Genomic DNA, 18,363 nt, shown 5'->3' with positions numbered 1-18,363 from the left:
CGTGCGACACCTAATTCTATTTTTCCTGCTGATCGTTTTTTCCGGTTGCGTCGTGGGGCAGTCTACGGACCTGCCGCCCGACCAGCCGAAACGCTGGCAACTGGCGGCATCGACCGGGTATAATCTTAAGTATTTGACTACGGACGTACCCGAAAAGTATAGTGGTCAGTATTATCAGGCGACGTTGCACTACCGCTTTCGGAAGTGGCTCGACCTCGGCGTACATTTTGGCCTGAGCCCCCGGGCGAGCACCGGAGTGAGCACCAGCGCGGGAAGGGACCGTGATGCGACTTCTTCCTTCATCTTCCGGAGTGCCGATCGAAACGTACAGGTCGGCATTCAGCCTCGCGTAAATTACCGGATCGGGCAGGGGGACCTGAGTGCCGCCATTACCATTGGCACCATGTTTCACCGGCACACGGAGACCATCACGAATCCCGATCTCCCGGGCGAAGTTCGTATCTACTACCAGTCCTACGTGGACCCTTATTACCAATTTGAGCTTGGGTACACCTACTGGGCGTCAAAATCAGTTGGCGTGGCGGTAAGCCTGAGCAAAACAACGCAGCGGTGGATTGCCGGGTCTGGCTTCGTTAGCTCGGATGATGGCTTACAGGCCTACGATATTGACCGCATTGATGGAGACCTGGGGTCTTTTGAATCTTACTTCACCGAAGTGTACCAGCCGAAGTTTAAGCCACTTAATAACCTCTTTTTGAACGTGGGCCTCACCGTTCGTCCCTTTTAAACACTCGCGACTCATGAGACTCAAATCTCTCACTTTAGTCATCGTCATCTTGTGTTCGGGAGTTACCCTTGCGCAGCGGGATGCGACAGGCTTCCACTACGGCGCGCAGGCCAGTGCACTGCTTGTTCCCTTCAAAGGCTCAGCGTCACAATCCGGTTACGGTGGTGAAGTCGGTGTTTTTGGCGAATACAGAAATGCCGGTAACGACGTATTTCAGGCGCAAATCGGCCTCGGAACGGTCACGGATCTATCCGTGCAACACACGGAAAAGAAAGTTTTCATCGGTGCGGACCAGACTATCTGGCGGACGCGGTTGATTACCGCCGGTAATTTTAACTACGCTGACTTAAGCCTGCTGTTCGGACCAAGCTGGATGAAGTTTAAGGGGTTCTCCGTTTTGAGTGGCCTCAAACTAACTCGCGTGCTCAAAATCGATGCGTCAGAGCAACGGAGTACCAGAGGCATTTCTTCCGTTCAGGTCGCGGCGCTGAAAGAAGGAAATGATATCGAGTTTGAAGCACTTAACAACGGGCCGGGTGGTGAAAATTCAGTAAGTGTGCAGAAGTCGTCGCGCTTCACCGAGGCTAATAGTAAATGGGTGCAGGGTATTGTCTTACGGGTCGATAAACGATTCGATACCGGGCCCTTGCTTTTCGTGCAGGCCGTTTATGATCTGAATAATCGGTTCACAAAGGTCGCACCGGGGTTTGGGCAGCCTCTGAAGGTTTATCAGTTCGGATTTCAGTATCTCATCAAGTAAATAACCTCTATTGTGCGAATTAACTCATTTATCAACCATTGGTTGCTCTTGCTGTGCCTGGTAGCGGTAAGCTATTTAAGCTCCTGTAACGAAGGCGTAACGAGCCAGGGAATTGGTACTGAAGTACAAGCGCTACCGATCAATATGGACGCTACGGTGCAGTTGCCTTCCGGCGAAGTTATTGTGCTTAGCCGGAACTCGGATGGCGAAATACCGAGTGAGGTTCTGCGAGAATTCAACCAGACGAATCTTCACGCCCACGGCTACGTAGGAGTAAGAAACGAGTTAGGGTCGGAATTAAACCTCACCCTGTCTCAGGAAGTAGTGGATTACGATATTGCCGAGCCATTCCACCTTGGGCTCCGGTTCTGGTCGCCAGCATTCAGCCTTTCCGAAGCGGGTGCACCACCCACGACGGCGGATTTGGCGGCCTACTTCACCCCCGGGAGGGTGTTTGAAACCGGCCAGGGAGTGGGAAGGGCGCAGCTAGGTATTCTCCTCCCCACCGACGACACCTCCTTTAAAAATTACCGGAGCCGCACCGATTACGCGCACAACGAAGAAGGCAGCGTTACCGTGGAATCGGTGGCACCAGTAACCATCACTTCCGACTTACTGCCGGAGCCGATGACTTACAGCATCATCACCTTTAGCTACGAAGTGGCGGTGGGGGTGTGGAATATACCGGTCGTCTCCGGGCGGCGTACGGAGCTGGATACTTTCCGTACCAAGAACATCGCGCAAGTCGAAGGAACGGCTTCTTTAGTACTCATCATCAACTGATCAGCGGAAGTAGGCGGTTGGCTCTTCAGCTGCGGAACCGCGCCGAACATCAAAATATGTACAGTGACCGAACTGCCTCAAAGAGATTAAACTACCGCGCACAGCTATTTGGATTACGTGCGTTTCCGCAGATGGCTAGATTAGAATATGTCGCACCGCCCTAGCTGCGGCGCAGCGGTAGCGGCTGCACATATAGAAGTCTGGTGTGACTCTTATCGTTGCGCCAAAAAAAATTATTACGGATTCGAGCAGGCACGGTACGAACGCGCGCTGGACTGACCCAGCGTGACCCGAGCTTGCCGTATCCAAACCCTATCACAATTTTTAAATAAACACCCATGAAATTCCTTTCAATCTTTTTCTTGACGCTAAGCCTAGCCAGCGGTCTCTCCGCCCAAAACCTCCGGGATTCAACCGTAACCGCGGAGCGCTGGCAACTGTCCCTACAACTAGGTCACCAACTGGGTAGCAGTAAAGCTGGGCCCCTGAGTGGCGTAACGCACCAGTATTACCGGGCGGCAGCCTATTACCGGTTCGCACCTGGCTTCGACCTGGGGGTGTCGTTTGGTTACAACCGGGGGGCGGGAGATCGCATCCGCGCCAGCGAAGGTGTTTCCCTGCTGGGTGCGGAAACGCCCTATCGGCATTTGGAGAATAGCTACTTACTGGGTGTAAATCCCCGGGCAAACTATCGGATTGGGCGGGGTGACTTGGACCTCACGCTGGGTCTCGGAATCATGCACCATCGACACGCTAAGTGGTTAACGCAATTTGGCGACGGCGATGATATCCGTGTAGATTACGCGCCCATTACCAAACCTTACGGAGAAATCGGCGCCGGCTACACGTACTGGGTTTGGCCGAAAGTAGGACTCACGGCCAGCGCTAGTTACCTGCGGTTGCTGCACGATGGCGACTATGAGGTCAACAGAATACTTGAATTAGGCCTCGCTGAGGAAGAATTGATTGATGTTGCCTTCAAGGACAGTGCTAGTGACTGGAGCCAGGTTTATTTATCCATTGGAATGGTGGTCCGGCCTTTCTGAGGTTTTGTGCCCGTCGCGTAGATAAGCGCGGTAGAGCGACATCTTACCCTCGACTTTTAACTGGATGTATCGCAAAAAAAAGCCGTTAGTGACGTAAGTCGCTAACGGCTTTTCCGTAAAATGTTATTCAGTAATTAAGCGGTCTTCAAAACAGACTTAACCACGTCAGCTGCATCCTGCAGCGTAACCGCCGAACGCACGTTCAGTCCGGAATTATCAATCATTTCCTTAGCCATTTCGGCGTTCGTGCCCTGGAGACGAACGATGATCGGCACTTTGATGTCGCCAATGTTCTTGTAAGCGTCGATGACGCCCTGCGCTACCCGGTCGCAGCGGACGATACCGCCGAAGATGTTGATCAAAATCGCTTCGACTTTGTCGTCGCGCAGGATCATCCGGAACGCCTTTTCTACGCGCTCGGCGTCGGCCGTACCACCTACGTCGAGAAAGTTAGCGGGCTCGCCACCGGAAAGCTTGATGATGTCCATCGTCGCCATCGCGAGGCCGGCACCGTTGACCATGCAGCCGACGTTGCCGTCGAGGTTGACGAAGTTGAGGCCGTACCCCTGTGCTTCAACTTCGGTTGCGTCTTCCTCCGTGGTGTCGCGCATCTCGGCGATGTCCTTGTGGCGGTAGAGCGCGTTGGCGTCCACGCTGAACTTACAGTCGACGGCAATGATTTCGTCGTCGGCGTTGTGTAGGGTGGGGTTGATCTCGATCAGTGCGGCGTCGGCGCCGAGGTAAGCGGCGTAGAGCTTGTAGATGAACTTGGTCATGTTCTTGAACGCCAATCCGGAAAGACCGAGGTTGAAGGCGACTTCGCGGGCGTCGAATCCCTGGAGACCGAGCTCGGGGTCGATGTAGGTCTTGTGGACCAATTCGGGTGTTTCTTCGGCGACGGCTTCGATGTCCATGCCACCCTTTACGGAGTGGATGATGACGTTCTGCTGGCGGGCACGATCGAGGAGGATGGACACGTAGTATTCCTTGCAGGCGTCGAAATCTGGTGCGTAAGCGTCTTCCGCCACCAGGATTTTGTTGACTTGCTTGCCGGCGCCTTCCATGCCACCGGGCGTCTGGGGCGTCTTGAGCTGCATGCCCAGGATGTTGGTGATGTGCTCCTTTGCTTCGGCGCGGTTCTTGGCGAGTTTTACCCCACCACCTTTACCACGGCCACCAGCGTGGATCTGTGCTTTGATGACGGCGAAAGGGCTGTCTTCTTCCTTCGCGAGTTGGTCGTATTTGGTCATGGCCTCCTCGACGGTGTCGGCGGCGTAGCCTTTCTGAATGGGGACGCCGTACTTGGCGAGGATGCTTTTACCTTGGTATTCGTGGAGGTTCATGGGGGTGGGCTTTTGTAAATTACAGCGCTGCTTCCAGCAATGGGGGCGAAGATAATAAATTCGGGTTGGATGCTTGGAGTAGAGTTCAGGTGCGCGGTCGCGGGTGCCGGAGAAGATTAGATAAGCAAGTTTTTTCCGATAGTCTTCAAAAGGCTACAATTCCTCCCGGTGCTCCTTAACCCAAGCCGCCCGCTTCAGGATCAACTCCTTCTCGTCCCCATCCTTCTTGTCCCACGTCCGGTACATGAACGCCATGCGGAAGTTCTTCTGAAACTTTTCCCGGTGCCGGTCGAGGAAATCCCAGTAAAGGGAGTTGAACGGGCAAGCTTTTTCACCTACTTTTTCCTTGTAATTATAGTGACAAGATTTGCAGTAGTCACTCATCTTGTTGACGTAGTTAGCGCTGCTGCAGTAGGGTTTCGTGGCGATCAAACCGCCGTCGGCGCGCTGGGACATACCGCGTGTATTGGTAATCTCGACCCACTCAATTGCGTCGATATAAACGCCTAAATACCAGGCATCCACGTCATCCGGGTGCGCACCGAGAATGAGGGCGAAGTTGCCGGTAATCATTAACCGCTGGATGTGATGAGCGTAGGCTAGGTCGAGTGACTGGTTGACGGCGTGGCTTAAGCAGTTCATCTTTGTTTTGCCCGTCCAGTACCACCCGGGGAGGGGTAACTGGTGGTCGAGGTCGTTCTTCTGACCGAAGCCGGGCATCTGCGCCCAGTAGACCCCGCGCATGTACTCCCGCCACCCGATAATCTGGCGGACGAAGCCTTCCAATTGGTTAAATGTAATGTCTTTTGATTGCTTGCGGTAGGCGGCAATGGCCGCATCGATGACCTCCCGGGGCGAGATCATTTTGAGGTTCATCGCGAAACTCAGGTTGGCGTGGTAGAGCAGGGGGTGCTTCACCGTCATGGCGTCCTGGTAAGTGCCGAAAAATTGTAGGCGGTTCTCACAAAAATCTTCCAGTGCCTCCAGGCACTCATTTCTGGTGACCGGATACGTAAACACGTTATCCTTCATCCGGCCCATCGTTTCAACGTGGTTGCGTTCGAGGAGCTCGACAATTTCGGTTGCATCCTTTACGTAAGTGCTGGCGGTAGGGAAGGCGATGTCTTTCGGAAGCGAACCGCGGTTTTCCTGATCGTAATTCCAGGTACCCGTTTCCGGCTCACCGGAAGGGTCCATCAGTATTTGGTGGCGCTTCCGCATCTTACGGTAGAAGGTTTCCATCAGGTATGTCTTCTTCCCCTTGAACATTTCCTCCACGTCATCCCGCACGGACATGAAATGCTCGGAGTCAACTGACTTTATTACTCCTCCAAAGTTTTCCTTCAATGCCTGTAATTCTTGATCGAGTCGCCACTCATCGGGTAGTTGATACTCGATAACGTCGAACTGCTCTTCTTTCGCGACTTGGAGCAGGTTATCCGAGATACTTTCTAACTGTAAATTTCTCGTCTCGTCGAGCGTGCGGTAGACGACTTGGTGCCCTTCCGATTGCATCCAGTCCGCAAAAGCACGCATGGCGAAAAAGAAGCCGGTAATCTTTTGGATGTGGTGTTTGGCGTAGGTTGATTCCGACCACGTTTCGAAGAGCGCGTAGGTTACCTGATCATCTTTGGACTGGAACCAGGAGTGTTTTTGATTGAGCTGGTCGCCGAGGATTAAGCGGAGGGTTTTTGGCATGGGGTTGTTTGATTGCGTTGGATTCTTGTTCCTGGTTTAGTTCGTATTGCGATGTTTCCGGAAGAAGGGGAGGGAGAAAAAGAGGGTATAAGAAGACATTGAAGTAGCAGTCACCCGAGTAGCGAGATTACTGTTTAGCTGACCGCTACCAGTGACCACTCATTTTGAGCGTTGAGAACATCAAAATCACAAAGGAAAACTTAGGAAGCTCGTAGTAACGAAGGTATCAGTATTCTGCCTACGCCAATTTTGTGGTTTTTGTTTCTTCTGTGAATTGTGTGTTGAAAAATTAGTTTCGTAATTCTTCTAATAAAGAGAGGTGCGTAGCGCCCAGTTAATTAATCCTCAGCAGTATAAATAGAGTTCAGCGGGTCTAAATGCTGATTTACAATGCGTTGAGTTCATTCGCACGACTTGATACTCTAAATGCTATTCGTCTATTCTCAATGGTTATACTTTCTGATACATAAGAAGGGTAGATACACCGAAGCTAGAAAAGGGGGACACCACCAAACCTGGCGGCTCCCCAAAATAATGTCTGCTGTTAAATGTAAATCTGCTGTTGCTATAATCCAAATAGCTCAAAAGTAGGCTGCCGTAATTGTCGTTCGTCTCCCAGCCTAGAAGGGTAGATCAACATCATCGATGAGCGCCGTGAGCGAAGCCCTTGCTTTGGCTCCGGCGGACTTTTTTCTAGTCGTTGCCGATTTGCGGGACGGCTTTTTCCCCATTTTCGGAGCTGGCTCCGCAGCAATCTGAGAGCTTGCACCACGCTCCATCCGGTCGTTAGTGATTTCTACTTCCGCAGCTTCAGCAGCCGAGGTAGCCGCCGCATCGTTCGTTTGCCCCTTAGGGCTAAGGAAAGTAAAGTCTTCCACGATGATTTCGGTGGTGATGCGGACTTGATCGTGACGGTCGATCCACTTGCGGTAGCTGAGCCGCCCGTCGATGGCAACCTGACTGCCGGAGCTTAAGTATTCACCAAGGATCTCAGCCGTCTTCCCGAACGACTTAACGGTGTGCCACATGGTGCGGGTTTGGCGGTTGCCTTCCCGGTCCCGGAAGTACTCGTTAGTAGCAAGGCTGAACTCGGTGATCTTGGTGCCGCTATCGAGGACGGTTACCTGCGGCGCCTTGCCGAGATTACCAATAAGGGAAACGCTATTGCGAATAGACATAAGTAAGGAGTTTGTGAGCCCCCGCCGTTAGTGTTGTTGAGTGCGGGAACCCTGGGTTGAAAATTGCATCGGCCAGAAGCGTGGGAGAGCAATCGATACTCTCCTTGGTTTCGGTGACGATGCAAAGGTGGGGGCAAGTCCTAACCGTAGTCGCCATTTATGCGAATACTTTCGATTTTATTCGTATGTAAACGAATAAAAACCACTGTTTAGCTTGTAAGATTTTGCTTGCCAAGCGATTATTTGTAGAGTGAATGAAGCGAACTCGACGGTATATATTTTTCAAATGAACCTTCTAGAAACCAAACCTAAAACACACGACCAACTGACCTTGAGTACCCAAACTATGCCACACAAATACACAAGGACGTAAGAATAAGTGAACAGTGCTTCGCCATTGCAATTCGTCATTTTTTTGTGCTTTGCTGCTTTGCTGCTTAGTACTTCGTGCTACGTGGTACGTGGTAAAATAACTAGCGGAATATCAGTCGCCTGGTTCCGACGCTGGTGGGTTTCCTCAGGTCTAAGCACCCGTGGAATGGCTATCTTCCTTGAAGTAATTTTAGATCCAGAAAAGAAACTCCGGTCCCTTTTCTGAAAAACTTCCTAGCCATTACCAGCCGGGTCATTGAATCCAACAAGAAACTCAATTACCGCAAAGCCACAAACCGAGGCGAGCAACCCTAGCAAGATAACCCGCCAGCAGCGATCGAAAAAGGTAGGATAAAAGCCTCGCGTATACTGCCAGTAAAACAAAAAGTTGATGACACAAATCATGATCGCAACCGCGCGGTAATTATAAATCAGGGCTGTTTCATTCGTAAGTAGAAGAGGCAGGACATCTCCCGCAACGCAGTATAGTGCTTGAGCCGACATCAAAAACGAAGCAGCAACCACGTGCTCCCAGTAATTCATCCTTGTTCGCCGCAGCAACAGTGCCTGAAATAGAGCTAATAGTGGAAGAGTTATGACAAACACCAAACGGTAGTTGGTTTCCAGTACAATCGCATAAGCCGCCGGATTCGTAGTTTCTATCTGTTCGACACCATGTCTGTTATAAAAAATCGTGCTTAGCGACGCTGTAGAATACTCGCGTAGCAGCAGATCCGCAGCCACTAAAAGAAGTAGCAGCGTCAAAAAATTGAAATACCGCCTCCGGTGTCCGCCTATATAATCCGCTGCTACCCGACCGGGGCGATAAAGTAGTTCTAACAGCGTCCGCAGTAGGCCACGGTTCACTTGAAAAACATCTTCTATGAATTGCCCATCCCACAAAGTCCGGAGTGAAAAGCGCCGTGTAGAAGCTCGCTGCGCGCAATTGTGGCAGAACTCTCCTTGCAGTTCCGTGCCACAGTTTAGGCACTTGTCGATAGGGGCATTGTTGGAAAACATAGTAGCGTATTTGTGTCCCCAAGGTATGTTCCGAATCGAAGGGCAAGGCGTAGAGCACCGTCATTTTATACCAATGCTAGTTCGCCAGCTTTGAACGTACGGAATGAAAAGACTAAAATATATTTGGACCAAAAGTACCAGACTTGCCCTACTAAGACCACGGTGGTTCCGTGAGGTACTTCTTGTCCTACCAGCTATCTTTAACCCACCCAAAAAGATCAGCTACCCGCCCATGCGCCGATTCCCAATTTTTCTGCTCCTCACCCTTTTTCTTTGCTCCTGCGACCGCGACCCCCTCTCGGTAAAAGAAGTCCGGATCGACTCGCCCGCCGGGGTGGACGGCTTGACGGAACAAACCATCTCCGATAGTGGCATTTTTACCGAGGCAACCGAGCTTTTGCCGAGCCACGAAAACCTGACCCTACGGCTGTCTTATCAACTGGGGGATAACGACGGCGCCACGCTGTTGCTACAAAACCGCTACTCACTGGACCTCGCTACGTTCGAACTGGAGGGTCAGTCGTCGCAACTGCGCGGGTTACCAAGTCGCGGGATCTGGCACGACCTGGAACTTATCTTTTTGAGTGCGACCGAGAACGTGCCCGCCACGGTACTCGAAGTCTACGTCGATGGCAACTTGGTGCACACGCAGCACAAATTGCGGCGATCAGAAATTGGCCACGGACCCCTGGTCATTGAGCCAGCGACCGGCGCTACGGTTAGGGTAGCGAACTTGCGGACGGCTGGCGTAGCCCGGGCTGGTGCTACCTCCGTCATTGAGGAGGACGGGGAAGTAAACCTCGAAATTCCTCTGCTCAGCTACGCCGCCTACGCAACGGGGGGCGATACGGAAGCTTTTACGGACTGGCAAAAGGAACCCGATGAACGAGGTTACGTCCAGCGTTTTGACGTAGCGGCGCTCAACCCCGGGACGGGGCAGTACGCGCTGCGGTTCACGGGGAAGTTGAACGTGCCGAAAAGTGGGAAATACTGGTGGAACATTCTTTCACCTTCCACCGCACGCTTTTTTATTGACGGGGAGGAAGTGCTCAGTCACGATGGCGACCCGGGCCCGCCGACCGCGGACAGTTTACAACTGGCCGCCGGTGACCATGATGTCGCCCTTGAGTTCACCTACCGCGGCGGGTGGAACCGGTTAATGTTCTCCTACCGTTTCGAAGACGAAAAGGTCAAACTACTGAATACCGTAGAATGGGGGGTCGCGTACGGAGCACCGGCGTCTTCCGACCCACTCCCGGTTGAAATGGACGATCGGCCCTACCTACTAAGGTCATTCCTATTTTTTCCGGCTCCCAGGATATACGCCGCCACGAGCAAGCGGACCCACGTCGTCAGCGTCGGGGAAGGGAAGGGCCCGCACTATTCCGTAGACTTACAGACCGGTAGCCTGCTGCAAGTGTGGCGTGGCGATTTTGCTGATGTCCGCGATATGTGGGCGGGTAGGGGCCCGAAACAAATTATTACCCCCCTCGGCGTAACGACCACGTTCGACGGTGACCGGCAGTGGACGGAAGACCCCGACGCACCGTGGCCCGGACGGTCCGACGAGCCGGGCGAAGACGATTTTCAACATTTTGCCTACGACCTGGACGAGGCCGGAAGACCGACGTTCACCTACAAAATTGACAAGGGGCAGGTGAGCGATAAATTTACTCCGGATGGTGACGCACTCGTCCGGGATTTGCGGCACACCGGCTCCGGTATAGATCGTTACACGCAAATCGCCAATGCGGAGCAAATCACGGAAATCTCCCCCGGTGAGTTCGAGCTACGTAGCCCCGGGATGAGGATTACGATCGAATCCTACGATGGGGAGGGACTATTCAAACAAGTGTCGGAGGGGAGAGAAAGGCTGATCGCTCACGTGGGCGCCGACGGCCACCTACGCTACCGTATTAACTGGTAAACTTTATCGCAACGCACTTATGAAAAAGCTATTCACGCTCGCCGCCGTTTCAATCGGGTTTCTTTTGTCCGCCCAAACGGAGGCTGATTACTACACGATTGAACAAGTCAGCATCCCGGACGGGGTAGAGCTCGAAGTCGGGGGCATGGATTTCCTGCCCGACGGCCGCCTCGCGGTCTGTACCCGGAGGGGGGAAGTTTTTCTGGTCAGTGACGTCGCTGACCGGGCCACCTACGAGTTATTCGCGCGGGGGCTGCACGAGCCGCTCGGCCTCACGGTGCACGAAGGGGACATTTACGTTGCCCAACGCGGGGAAGTCACAAAACTACTGGATAAAGACGGGGACGGCTGGGCGGACCGCTTTGAAACCGTCTACGAAATCCCGCTGACGGGCAACTACCATGAATACCATTACGGGCCACTGTTCCGCCCCGACGGCAGTTTCGTGACGACGCTCAACGTCGGTTGGGAAGGAAAGGGCGTGAGTAAAGCTAAGTGGCGGGGGTGGATGTTGGCTTGCGACCCCGATACTAAAAGGATCACTCCGTACGCGGTCGGGATGCGGTCGCCGGCGGGCTTCGGCTTGAATAACGAGGGCGACATTTTTGTGGCCGAAAACCAGGGTGACTGGATCGGCTCGGGACGCATCACTCACCTGAGGAAGGGAGACTTTGCGGGCCACCCGGCGGGCCTGGCCTGGACGGGCGAGCGGAATTCTCCCCTCGACCTGGAAGCGCATACCATTACGGATGATTACGGGACAATGTACGCCGCCAAGCGGGAGGTGGAAAGCTTGAAGTTGCCGGCGGTTTGGTTTCCCCACGGCATCATGGGGATTTCGACGGCGGCCATCCTGAACGACGATACACAGGGCGCTTTCGGGCCTTTTGCCAATCAACTCTTGGTTTCCGACCAGGGGCAGAGCAAGATCATGCGAGTCAGTTTGGAAAAGGTGGAAGGAGAGTACCAGGGGGCGGTTTTCCCCTTCCGGGAAGGCTTTAGTTCTGGGTTGCTACGGATGCGGCTGACGGAGGACGGCACGCTTTACGCCGGACAAACGGCCCGGGGCTGGGCGGCCACCGGCGGCGAGGAGTTTGCGCTAGAACGCCTAAAGTGGACGGGGGAAGTGCCCTTCGAGATGTACGCCATCACGGCGGCGGCCGACGGGTTCAATGTCGCTTTTACCGAACCTATCCTTGCATCCAGCGTCAGCGCCAAAAGCTTTACCATTCAGAATTTTACTTACCGCTATCACCACAATTACGGCTCACCGGCGGTAGACATGCAGGAAAATGCTATTCTTGCTACCCGCGTGCTCAGCGATGAAAAGACGATTAACGTAAAGGTCGCAGGCTTGCGCCCCGGGTACATATACGAGTTTAAAATAGACGGCATCACGGGGCAGGACGGCAAGCAACTGCTCCACGATGTTGGCTACTACACCTTGAATAATATTCCGGGGGGCGAGGTCGCGGGTGCCGGGGAAATTGGCGAAGAGCTGGACGCCGGGGAAACCAGCCCGAAACGACCGACCACCATGCCAACGGCCTGGAACGGCGAGGTGGACGCCGACATCCTCCTGGAAACCATCAAGGGAATGCGCTACAAGCAGGAAGTCCTGCAAGTGAAGGCCGGTCAAAAAGTCCGCCTGACCTTTCGCAACCCCGACGATATGCAGCACAACTTCGTCCTGACCAGCGGTCGCAAAGGGGACGCCGTGGGGGAGGAAGCAGCAACGCTGGGCCTCAAAGGTCTTGGAATGAGCCACGTACCCGAGATGGACGAAGTGCTCGTCCACACCAAACTCGTCGAGCCCGAAACGTCCGACGTGATTTACTTCGTCGCCCCCACCAAGCCGGGCGTGTACGAATACGTCTGTACCGTCCCTGGGCACTACAAAATCATGCGCGGCGTGCTGCGCGTTACCTAACGTGACGGGGTGAAATTGCCGCTCAAGATTGAACCCGGTCGCACCCCGCGCTTCGCTAAACTCACTACTTTTTCGCCACGGGGAAACCAGCCCCTTCGGCGTGAGCCACGAAACCTATCTACCTTAGCCGGCGTTCTACCCCGAACCTACCCGGCAACCTACTCTCCGCTCAGCCCCCACCGAATGTTTCTAGTCAGCTTTTTCGACCACCTCGGTCAGTATTTTTTGTTGCTCAAATCCGCCGTAGCCAAGCCGGAGCGGTTTTCGATGTACTACAAAGAGACCGTGCGGCAGATGGACGCCATCGGGGTCGGCTCCCTTTTTATCGTCCTGCTCATCTCCGTTTTCATCGGCATGGTGACGGCCGTACAGTTCGCCGACCAGTTGGGGGACAGCTTCATTCCTTCCTATTACATCGGTTACATCGTGCGGGACATTACCATCATCGAGATGGCGCCGACGATTACCTGCCTGGTACTGGCCGGCAAAGTAGGCTCTAACCTCGCGGCCGAGATCGGGGGGATGCGCCAGAAAGAACACATTGACGCGATGGAGATCATGGGTGTTAACACCGCGGCTTACCTGATCATGCCCAAGATCATTGCCGCCGTGATCATGATTCCGTTACTGGTCGCGGTATCTGCTTTCGTCAGCATCATCGGTGGTTACTTGGCAACGGTACTGCCCGGTAGCCTCTCGCACACGGAGTACGTCCTCGGGCTGCGTTCCTTCTTCGAGCCGAGTTACGTGCGGATTATGTTCGTCAAAGCGTGCGTTTTTGCTTTCTTACTTACCTCCATCAGTTGTTATTATGGCTATTACGTCAAGGGCGGAAGCATCGAACTGGGGGAGGCAAGCACCAGCGCGGTAGTCGTTTCCAACGTTTTGATACTTCTTTTCGATTTCATCATCGCCCTGCTCCTCACCTAAGTTTTACCATCCATGATCCGTACCGTCGATCTCGTCAAATCATTCGGAGAAAATGAAGTCCTCAAGGGCATCAACACCGAATTTTACGCCGGTAAGCCAAACCTAATCATCGGTCTTTCCGGGGCCGGTAAGACGGTGCTATTGAAGTTGCTGATCGGACTATTCGAGCCTACCAGCGGTTCGGTATTCTACGGAGATACGGACATCTTTGATTTGAACGCCAAGCAACTCCGCGCCATCAGAATGAACGTGGGGATGCTTTTTCAGGGCAACGCTCTTTTTGATTCCATGACGGTGGGGGAGAACATCCGTTTCCCCATGGATATGTTTACGCGCAAAACGGCGAAGGAAAAGTTGATGCGCGTCGACGAGTGTTTGGAAATGGTTAATCTGGACGGCGTCAACGATCGCTTTCCGAGCGAAGTCTCCGGCGGAATGCAGAAGCGCGTCGGTATTGCCCGTGCTCTCGTGCTGGAGCCCGACTACTTTTTCTGTGACGAACCCAACTCTGGCCTCGATCCGCAGACGTCCATCCTGGTCGACGAGCTTATCTGCGACCTAACGAACACCCATAACATCACCACCGTCATCAATACCCACGACATGAACTCGGTCATGGGCATCGGTGATAATATCCTTCTTCTCAAAAACGGCCAAGTATCCTGGCGGGGAGATAAGTCGCAGGTACTGGAGAGCGACAACGAAACGCTCGAAGATTTCATCTTTGCCAGCCCTTTCCTCCGCCGATTGCGGGAAGATGCGCTGAAACTGCGTCACCTCGATGATTAAGTGCGTCTCGACCGGCCTTATTTACTTACACGCAGTAGCCGCTGACTTTTGCAACTGAGCGAGTACATTCGATAACTACTCTAGGCTACATCATAAATCAGCCCACAATCACGCCATTTAACCGTGTAATGATTTACGCGGCGGCAAAGCCGTAGGTTGAGGCGTTTTCATACGTCTACTCCTCCCCGGGGACGAACTGAAAAGCCCCCGCATCCGTGCTATCGCGGTCCCGTACTACCTGGCGGATGTCGAGTGGTAATAGCGGTAGATAACTGCCTACATTTCTGGCTACCCCCAACGAATCCAGCCGGTAGTCATCCTCATCCACGCGGCGGAACAGTGGGTCTGCCGCGGTGGCGTTGACGCAGTTTCCACAAATCCGCCCGTAGAAATCAGCAAACAAACCCCCTTGCGCCTCCAGGAAGTCGTTGTCGGTTCGGACTACTGAATTGGTGACGCTAATCTCGAAAGCGCCGGCTTCTTCGCCGTCGAAGAGATCCTGCAGCACGAGCTCACCGCTACGGCTACCGATCAGAATAGAGTTGCGAATGGTGGCGTTCATCGCCGCCGCTCCACGCACCTCGTCTTCTTCGTCTAGTGAAAAATTGCGTAGGAAAAGTGCACTCGCGTCGACGCCGTAGTTGGCCACGGTAACGTGGTCCATACGCAGGTTACCACCCTGCTGAAATTGCACGGCATTACCGAAGTTGCTGTGAAAAAGTGAGTTGGTAATCGTTACGTCCGACTGGAAGCCAACTACCGCCGGCCCGCCCGTGTAGGCAATGGTGGAGTTGGAAATACTTACTTCCGCGAGGCTATCGAGCCTGACGCCAGCAATCGAGTTGAAAATTTCGGTGTATTCAATCCGGTTACCCCGGCTTTCCGGCCCCAAGAAGATGCCCTGATACTTCGCCGGGTCGTCGCGGAATCGTTCTTCCAGCCGGTCGGTACTCAGGACGACCGGGTTGTCGAGCGTCCCCACGAATTCGATCTTTCCCGTGGGCAGGGTGTAGAGAATGCCGTCGTTGAAAAAACCGGGCCCGAAAAATTCGGTGTTCCGTTGGATGCCCCCGTGGAAATAAATCTTGGTGCCGGCAGTGGCCCGCAGGGTGCAGTCTTCCACCAACAACGAGCCAAAGATGACCGTGGGTAGGTCAGTGGGTAGGGTAAAGGTTCCTCCCTGGCAGGACAACAAAGCAAGTTGACCCCTACGGAAGCCATTGAGGTAATTGGCGTTCTGACCGAACGCCACGAGTACCACTTCCTCCTTATTGATACCCGTCTCGAAAATCAACCGGTCTTCCGCAATGAAGGGGCTTACGTTCTCCGGAGCGGTGGGGTCCACCCGTACTTCCACGAAAACAAAAATGCTGTCGTTACCAAAAATGACCACGTCCCTGGCCTCCGGGCCCGGCGTACCGTTGATGTTGAAATTATAGCGGACGCCCGTGGCGCCGGCCACGGTTATGCGGTCGATCGAGACGGCGTCCGCGGAAGGATTGTAGACCTTCATGATCTGGGTTGCACTGCCCCGGTCCGTAAAAACGGTGTCGAACATGATCGTGTCCGTACTGAATTGCAGCACGACGGAATCGCCCGTCACGAAGTCGAGATCGTTATTCTGACAACCGGAAAAAAAGACGGTGCCCGTTAGTAGACAACAGGCGAGGAGACGAGCAACTAACTTCATGTGAGTGGGGTAGGGTGAGAGAACGCAAAGATGGCCTAAAATCGGGTGCGTTAACTTGCTAAACCGCTATTTGTCCGCCCCACCCGTCTGTGCCCGTCCGCTAATTGATGGATTGGTTCCTGATGGCCGCGGCCACGTTCCGGTCGAGCGCCTCGTGCGCGAGCGGCGTCGTGTAAGTGTTCAGCTCTTCCAGTCGGTCATTGATCGTGTCTTTGACGTCACCGGATACTGCACCTTTCAGCGCTTCCACGTAATCACTAATTTTCTCGTGCTGGTTTTGCGTGAGCCAGGAAGCGTTTTGCGTTAGAAATTTCTCGGCGCTCAGTACGACGTTATTGGCTTCGTTGCGTGCCTCCACCAGCGACCGGCGGTCGATGTCGGTTTGTGCGTTGGTAATGCTGTCCAGCAACATTTCGGCCATCTCCTCCTCGCTGATGCCGTACTGGCTTTTGATGGTGACGCTCTGGCTTTTTCCGCTGCGGTGCTCCATGGCTTTAACTCGCAGGATACCGTCGGCGTCGAGGTAGAATTGAATTTCAATTTGGGGAATACCCGCCGGCATCGGGGGGATATCGGTCAGGACGAATTCTCCCAGTTTGCGGTTATTGGCCACGAGGTCGCGCTCACCCTGAAAGACGGCGACCTTCAAGTTCTTCTGTCCGTCAACGCTCGTCGTGTACTTGCGGCCCACGCGGGTGGGTACTTTGCTGTTGCGCGTAATGATGGGGTCCATTAGGCCACCGACCGTCTCGATGCCGAGCGACAGGGGCGTAATGTCCAGTAAAAGCACGTCCTGTTGATTTCCGGCCAGTACGTCGGCCTGGATGGCGGCACCGAGGGCCACGACCTGGTCGGGGTCCAGTGTGCTGTTAACGGCCTTGCCAAAAAACCTGGCTACTTCCCGTTGTACCAAAGGCACCCGCGTAGAGCCACCAACCATAATGACGTGGTCGATTTCAGTAATACTAAGCTTAGCGTCAGTCAGGGCGCGGTCGCAGGATGCAAGGGTTCTCTGGACGAGCGGGGCGAAGAGCGTGTCGACTTCCGCCCGCTTAATACGCAGGGTCGCTCCGTGAAAGTCGGCCGAGAAGACATCCTCGCTGCTCAAGTGTTTCTTTGCTTTTTCCGCCAGTAACCTGATTTCTCCCCGGCGAATAGCCTCATCGAGTACCAAACTATTCGTTGTCACCCAATGATCGACGATGGCCTGGTCGAAATCATCCCCACCGAGAAAAGTATCCCCGTTGGTGGACAAAACTTCAAATATTCCCTGTTCGATCCGTAAGATTGATACGTCGAAGGTGCCTCCCCCTAAATCGTACACCGCAATCGTTTGACCTTCATCGTCCTCCTTCAGGCCAATCCCGTAAGCGAGGCTGCTCGCCGTTGGCTCGTTGACAATACGCAGCACGTCGAGGCCGGCTAGCTTTCCGGCATCCCGGGTGGCCTGTCGCTGCGAATCGTTGAAGTAGGCGGGCACGGTGATGACCGTCCGGCTAACCTCCGTTCCCAATTCGTGCTCAATGCGCGCCTTTAGTGACTTTAAGATCATCGCTGAAAGCTCGATGGGGCTGTAGTACCTGTCCTTTCCATCCCGTTGCGGCACCGCGATCTTGACCAACCGGTCGGCATCCTCGTCGATAATCCGGTAACCAAACTTTTGCTGAAAAGCTTCCAGGTCGCCATAACTTTTTCCCAGCAGTCTTTTGACGGAATAGATCGTGCGCTCGGGGGCGGTAGTAAGAAAGGGGCGGGCGTCGTCGCCCACCAGCACGCTCCCATTCTCGGCGAAGTGGATCAGCGAGGGGACGAGTACGTCTTTGCCGTCCTGGCCGGTTATTGCTTCGGCTCGCCCGTCGCGGACGATCGCCACGAGGCTGTTCGTGGTGCCTAAGTCAATGCCAATGATCGTCTGGCCTACGGATCCAACGGCGGCGGATTCTTTTACGCTTCCGGCCTGGAGGTTAATGCTGTATTTAGCCATGTTCTTTGTTTGGGGTCAGTGGCGAGGAACAAGGCACGGGGGAGCAGGGTTGACCGATCCGAATAAGATTGGACCGAACTCCACTGAGTGAGCAGTTAGTTGGAATAAAGCCGCGAAGTTAAGAGTAGGCCGGTAGCAGACCTTACCGCACGCTGGCCACGGCAA

14 protein-coding genes are annotated in these 18,363 nt (G+C 54.0%); 8 read left to right on the top strand and 6 right to left on the bottom strand.

The features are described from left to right. Window position 1 precedes the first annotated feature (1 nt). The 4 genes from GGR27_RS03610 (at window position 2) to GGR27_RS03595 (ending at window position 3,337) form a co-directional block, all read left to right on the top strand. On the top strand, window positions 2-748 hold the full coding sequence (locus GGR27_RS03610; protein WP_168036015.1) for a hypothetical protein: 747 nt from the start codon (window positions 2-4) through the stop codon (window positions 746-748). 13 nt (window positions 749-761) lie between these two features. Beyond that, window positions 762-1,508 carry a hypothetical protein gene (locus GGR27_RS03605; protein ID WP_168036014.1) on the top strand — a complete coding sequence of 249 codons (747 nt, stop codon included), beginning with the start codon at window positions 762-764 and terminating at the stop codon, window positions 1,506-1,508. Window positions 1,509-1,520: 12 nt separating this feature from the next. Then, entirely contained in the window at window positions 1,521-2,291 is a 771-nt protein-coding gene (locus tag GGR27_RS03600) for a hypothetical protein (RefSeq protein ID WP_168036013.1), read from the top strand. A 338-nt stretch (window positions 2,292-2,629) separates the two neighbouring features. Further along, window positions 2,630-3,337: a hypothetical protein gene (locus tag GGR27_RS03595; RefSeq protein ID WP_168036012.1), complete on the top strand. Its 708-nt coding sequence runs from the start codon at window positions 2,630-2,632 to the stop codon at window positions 3,335-3,337. 134 nt (window positions 3,338-3,471) lie between these two features. Here the strand turns inward: GGR27_RS03595 and sucC are convergent, their stop codons facing one another. The 4 genes from sucC to GGR27_RS03575 all read right to left on the bottom strand — a co-directional run bounded on the left by sucC (window position 3,472) and on the right by GGR27_RS03575 (window position 8,948). After that, window positions 3,472-4,680, bottom strand: coding sequence for an ADP-forming succinate--CoA ligase subunit beta (gene sucC / locus GGR27_RS03590; RefSeq protein ID WP_168036011.1), 1,209 nt, complete (start codon window positions 4,678-4,680; stop codon window positions 3,472-3,474). Between the two features lie 153 nt (window positions 4,681-4,833). Further along, the gene (locus GGR27_RS03585) at window positions 4,834-6,378 is read right to left on the bottom strand and encodes a cryptochrome/photolyase family protein (protein ID WP_168036010.1); all 1,545 of its coding nucleotides are present in this window, start codon (window positions 6,376-6,378) and stop codon (window positions 4,834-4,836) included. 620 nt (window positions 6,379-6,998) lie between these two features. After that, entirely contained in the window at window positions 6,999-7,556 is a 558-nt protein-coding gene (locus tag GGR27_RS03580) for a single-stranded DNA-binding protein (protein ID WP_168036009.1), read from the bottom strand. Between the two features lie 606 nt (window positions 7,557-8,162). Beyond that, window positions 8,163-8,948, bottom strand: coding sequence for a DUF3667 domain-containing protein (locus GGR27_RS03575; RefSeq protein WP_168036008.1), 786 nt, complete (start codon window positions 8,946-8,948; stop codon window positions 8,163-8,165). A gap of 232 nt (window positions 8,949-9,180) precedes the next feature. Between GGR27_RS03575 and GGR27_RS03570 the strand changes: the two genes are divergently transcribed. The 4 genes from GGR27_RS03570 (at window position 9,181) to GGR27_RS03555 (ending at window position 14,524) form a co-directional block, all read left to right on the top strand. Further along, complete coding sequence (locus GGR27_RS03570) at window positions 9,181-10,875, top strand: PA14 domain-containing protein (RefSeq protein ID WP_168036007.1); 1,695 nt, start codon at window positions 9,181-9,183, stop codon at window positions 10,873-10,875. 19 nt (window positions 10,876-10,894) lie between these two features. Continuing rightward, window positions 10,895-12,805, top strand: coding sequence for a plastocyanin/azurin family copper-binding protein (locus tag GGR27_RS03565; RefSeq protein WP_168036006.1), 1,911 nt, complete (start codon window positions 10,895-10,897; stop codon window positions 12,803-12,805). Window positions 12,806-12,988: 183 nt separating this feature from the next. Continuing rightward, window positions 12,989-13,735: an MlaE family ABC transporter permease gene (locus GGR27_RS03560; RefSeq protein WP_168036005.1), complete on the top strand. Its 747-nt coding sequence runs from the start codon at window positions 12,989-12,991 to the stop codon at window positions 13,733-13,735. A gap of 12 nt (window positions 13,736-13,747) precedes the next feature. Further along, window positions 13,748-14,524 (top strand): ABC transporter ATP-binding protein, encoded by a 777-nt coding sequence (locus tag GGR27_RS03555; RefSeq protein ID WP_168036004.1) that lies wholly within the window; start codon window positions 13,748-13,750, stop codon window positions 14,522-14,524. Window positions 14,525-14,699: 175 nt separating this feature from the next. Here GGR27_RS03555 and GGR27_RS03550 read toward each other — a convergent pair whose 3' ends face one another. Both GGR27_RS03550 and hscA read right to left on the bottom strand, forming a co-directional pair. Further along, the gene (locus GGR27_RS03550; protein ID WP_168036003.1) at window positions 14,700-16,214 is read right to left on the bottom strand and encodes a right-handed parallel beta-helix repeat-containing protein; all 1,515 of its coding nucleotides are present in this window, start codon (window positions 16,212-16,214) and stop codon (window positions 14,700-14,702) included. Window positions 16,215-16,314: 100 nt separating this feature from the next. After that, window positions 16,315-18,198 carry a Fe-S protein assembly chaperone HscA gene (hscA, locus tag GGR27_RS03545; RefSeq protein WP_168036002.1) on the bottom strand — a complete coding sequence of 628 codons (1,884 nt, stop codon included), beginning with the start codon at window positions 18,196-18,198 and terminating at the stop codon, window positions 16,315-16,317. Between the last annotated feature and the right edge of the window lie 165 nt (window positions 18,199-18,363).

This window comes from Neolewinella antarctica (assembly GCF_011927835.1).
Lineage (GTDB): Bacteria > Bacteroidota > Bacteroidia > Chitinophagales > Saprospiraceae > Neolewinella > Neolewinella antarctica.
The sequence above is the reverse complement of the archived record's forward strand: the minus strand, read 5'-3'. Positions and strand labels throughout refer to the sequence as shown.

Excerpts from the sequence above, each read along its gene's own strand:
- GGR27_RS03595 (WP_168036012.1), top strand. The coding sequence starts at position 2,630 with ATGAAATTCCTTTCAATCTTTTTCTTGACGCTAAGCCTAGCCAGCGGT.
- sucC (WP_168036011.1), bottom strand. The coding sequence starts at position 4,680 with ATGAACCTCCACGAATACCAAGGTAAAAGCATCCTCGCCAAGTACGGC.
- GGR27_RS03570 (WP_168036007.1), top strand. The coding sequence starts at position 9,181 with ATGCGCCGATTCCCAATTTTTCTGCTCCTCACCCTTTTTCTTTGCTCC.
- GGR27_RS03585 (WP_168036010.1), bottom strand. The coding sequence starts at position 6,378 with ATGCCAAAAACCCTCCGCTTAATCCTCGGCGACCAGCTCAATCAAAAA.
- GGR27_RS03555 (WP_168036004.1), top strand. The coding sequence starts at position 13,748 with ATGATCCGTACCGTCGATCTCGTCAAATCATTCGGAGAAAATGAAGTC.
- GGR27_RS03575 (WP_168036008.1), bottom strand. The coding sequence starts at position 8,948 with ATGTTTTCCAACAATGCCCCTATCGACAAGTGCCTAAACTGTGGCACG.
- GGR27_RS03550 (WP_168036003.1), bottom strand. The coding sequence starts at position 16,214 with ATGAAGTTAGTTGCTCGTCTCCTCGCCTGTTGTCTACTAACGGGCACC.
- GGR27_RS03560 (WP_168036005.1), top strand. The coding sequence starts at position 12,989 with ATGTTTCTAGTCAGCTTTTTCGACCACCTCGGTCAGTATTTTTTGTTG.
- GGR27_RS03605 (WP_168036014.1), top strand. The coding sequence starts at position 762 with ATGAGACTCAAATCTCTCACTTTAGTCATCGTCATCTTGTGTTCGGGA.
- GGR27_RS03565 (WP_168036006.1), top strand. The coding sequence starts at position 10,895 with ATGAAAAAGCTATTCACGCTCGCCGCCGTTTCAATCGGGTTTCTTTTG.
- GGR27_RS03580 (WP_168036009.1), bottom strand. The coding sequence starts at position 7,556 with ATGTCTATTCGCAATAGCGTTTCCCTTATTGGTAATCTCGGCAAGGCG.
- hscA (WP_168036002.1), bottom strand. The coding sequence starts at position 18,198 with ATGGCTAAATACAGCATTAACCTCCAGGCCGGAAGCGTAAAAGAATCC.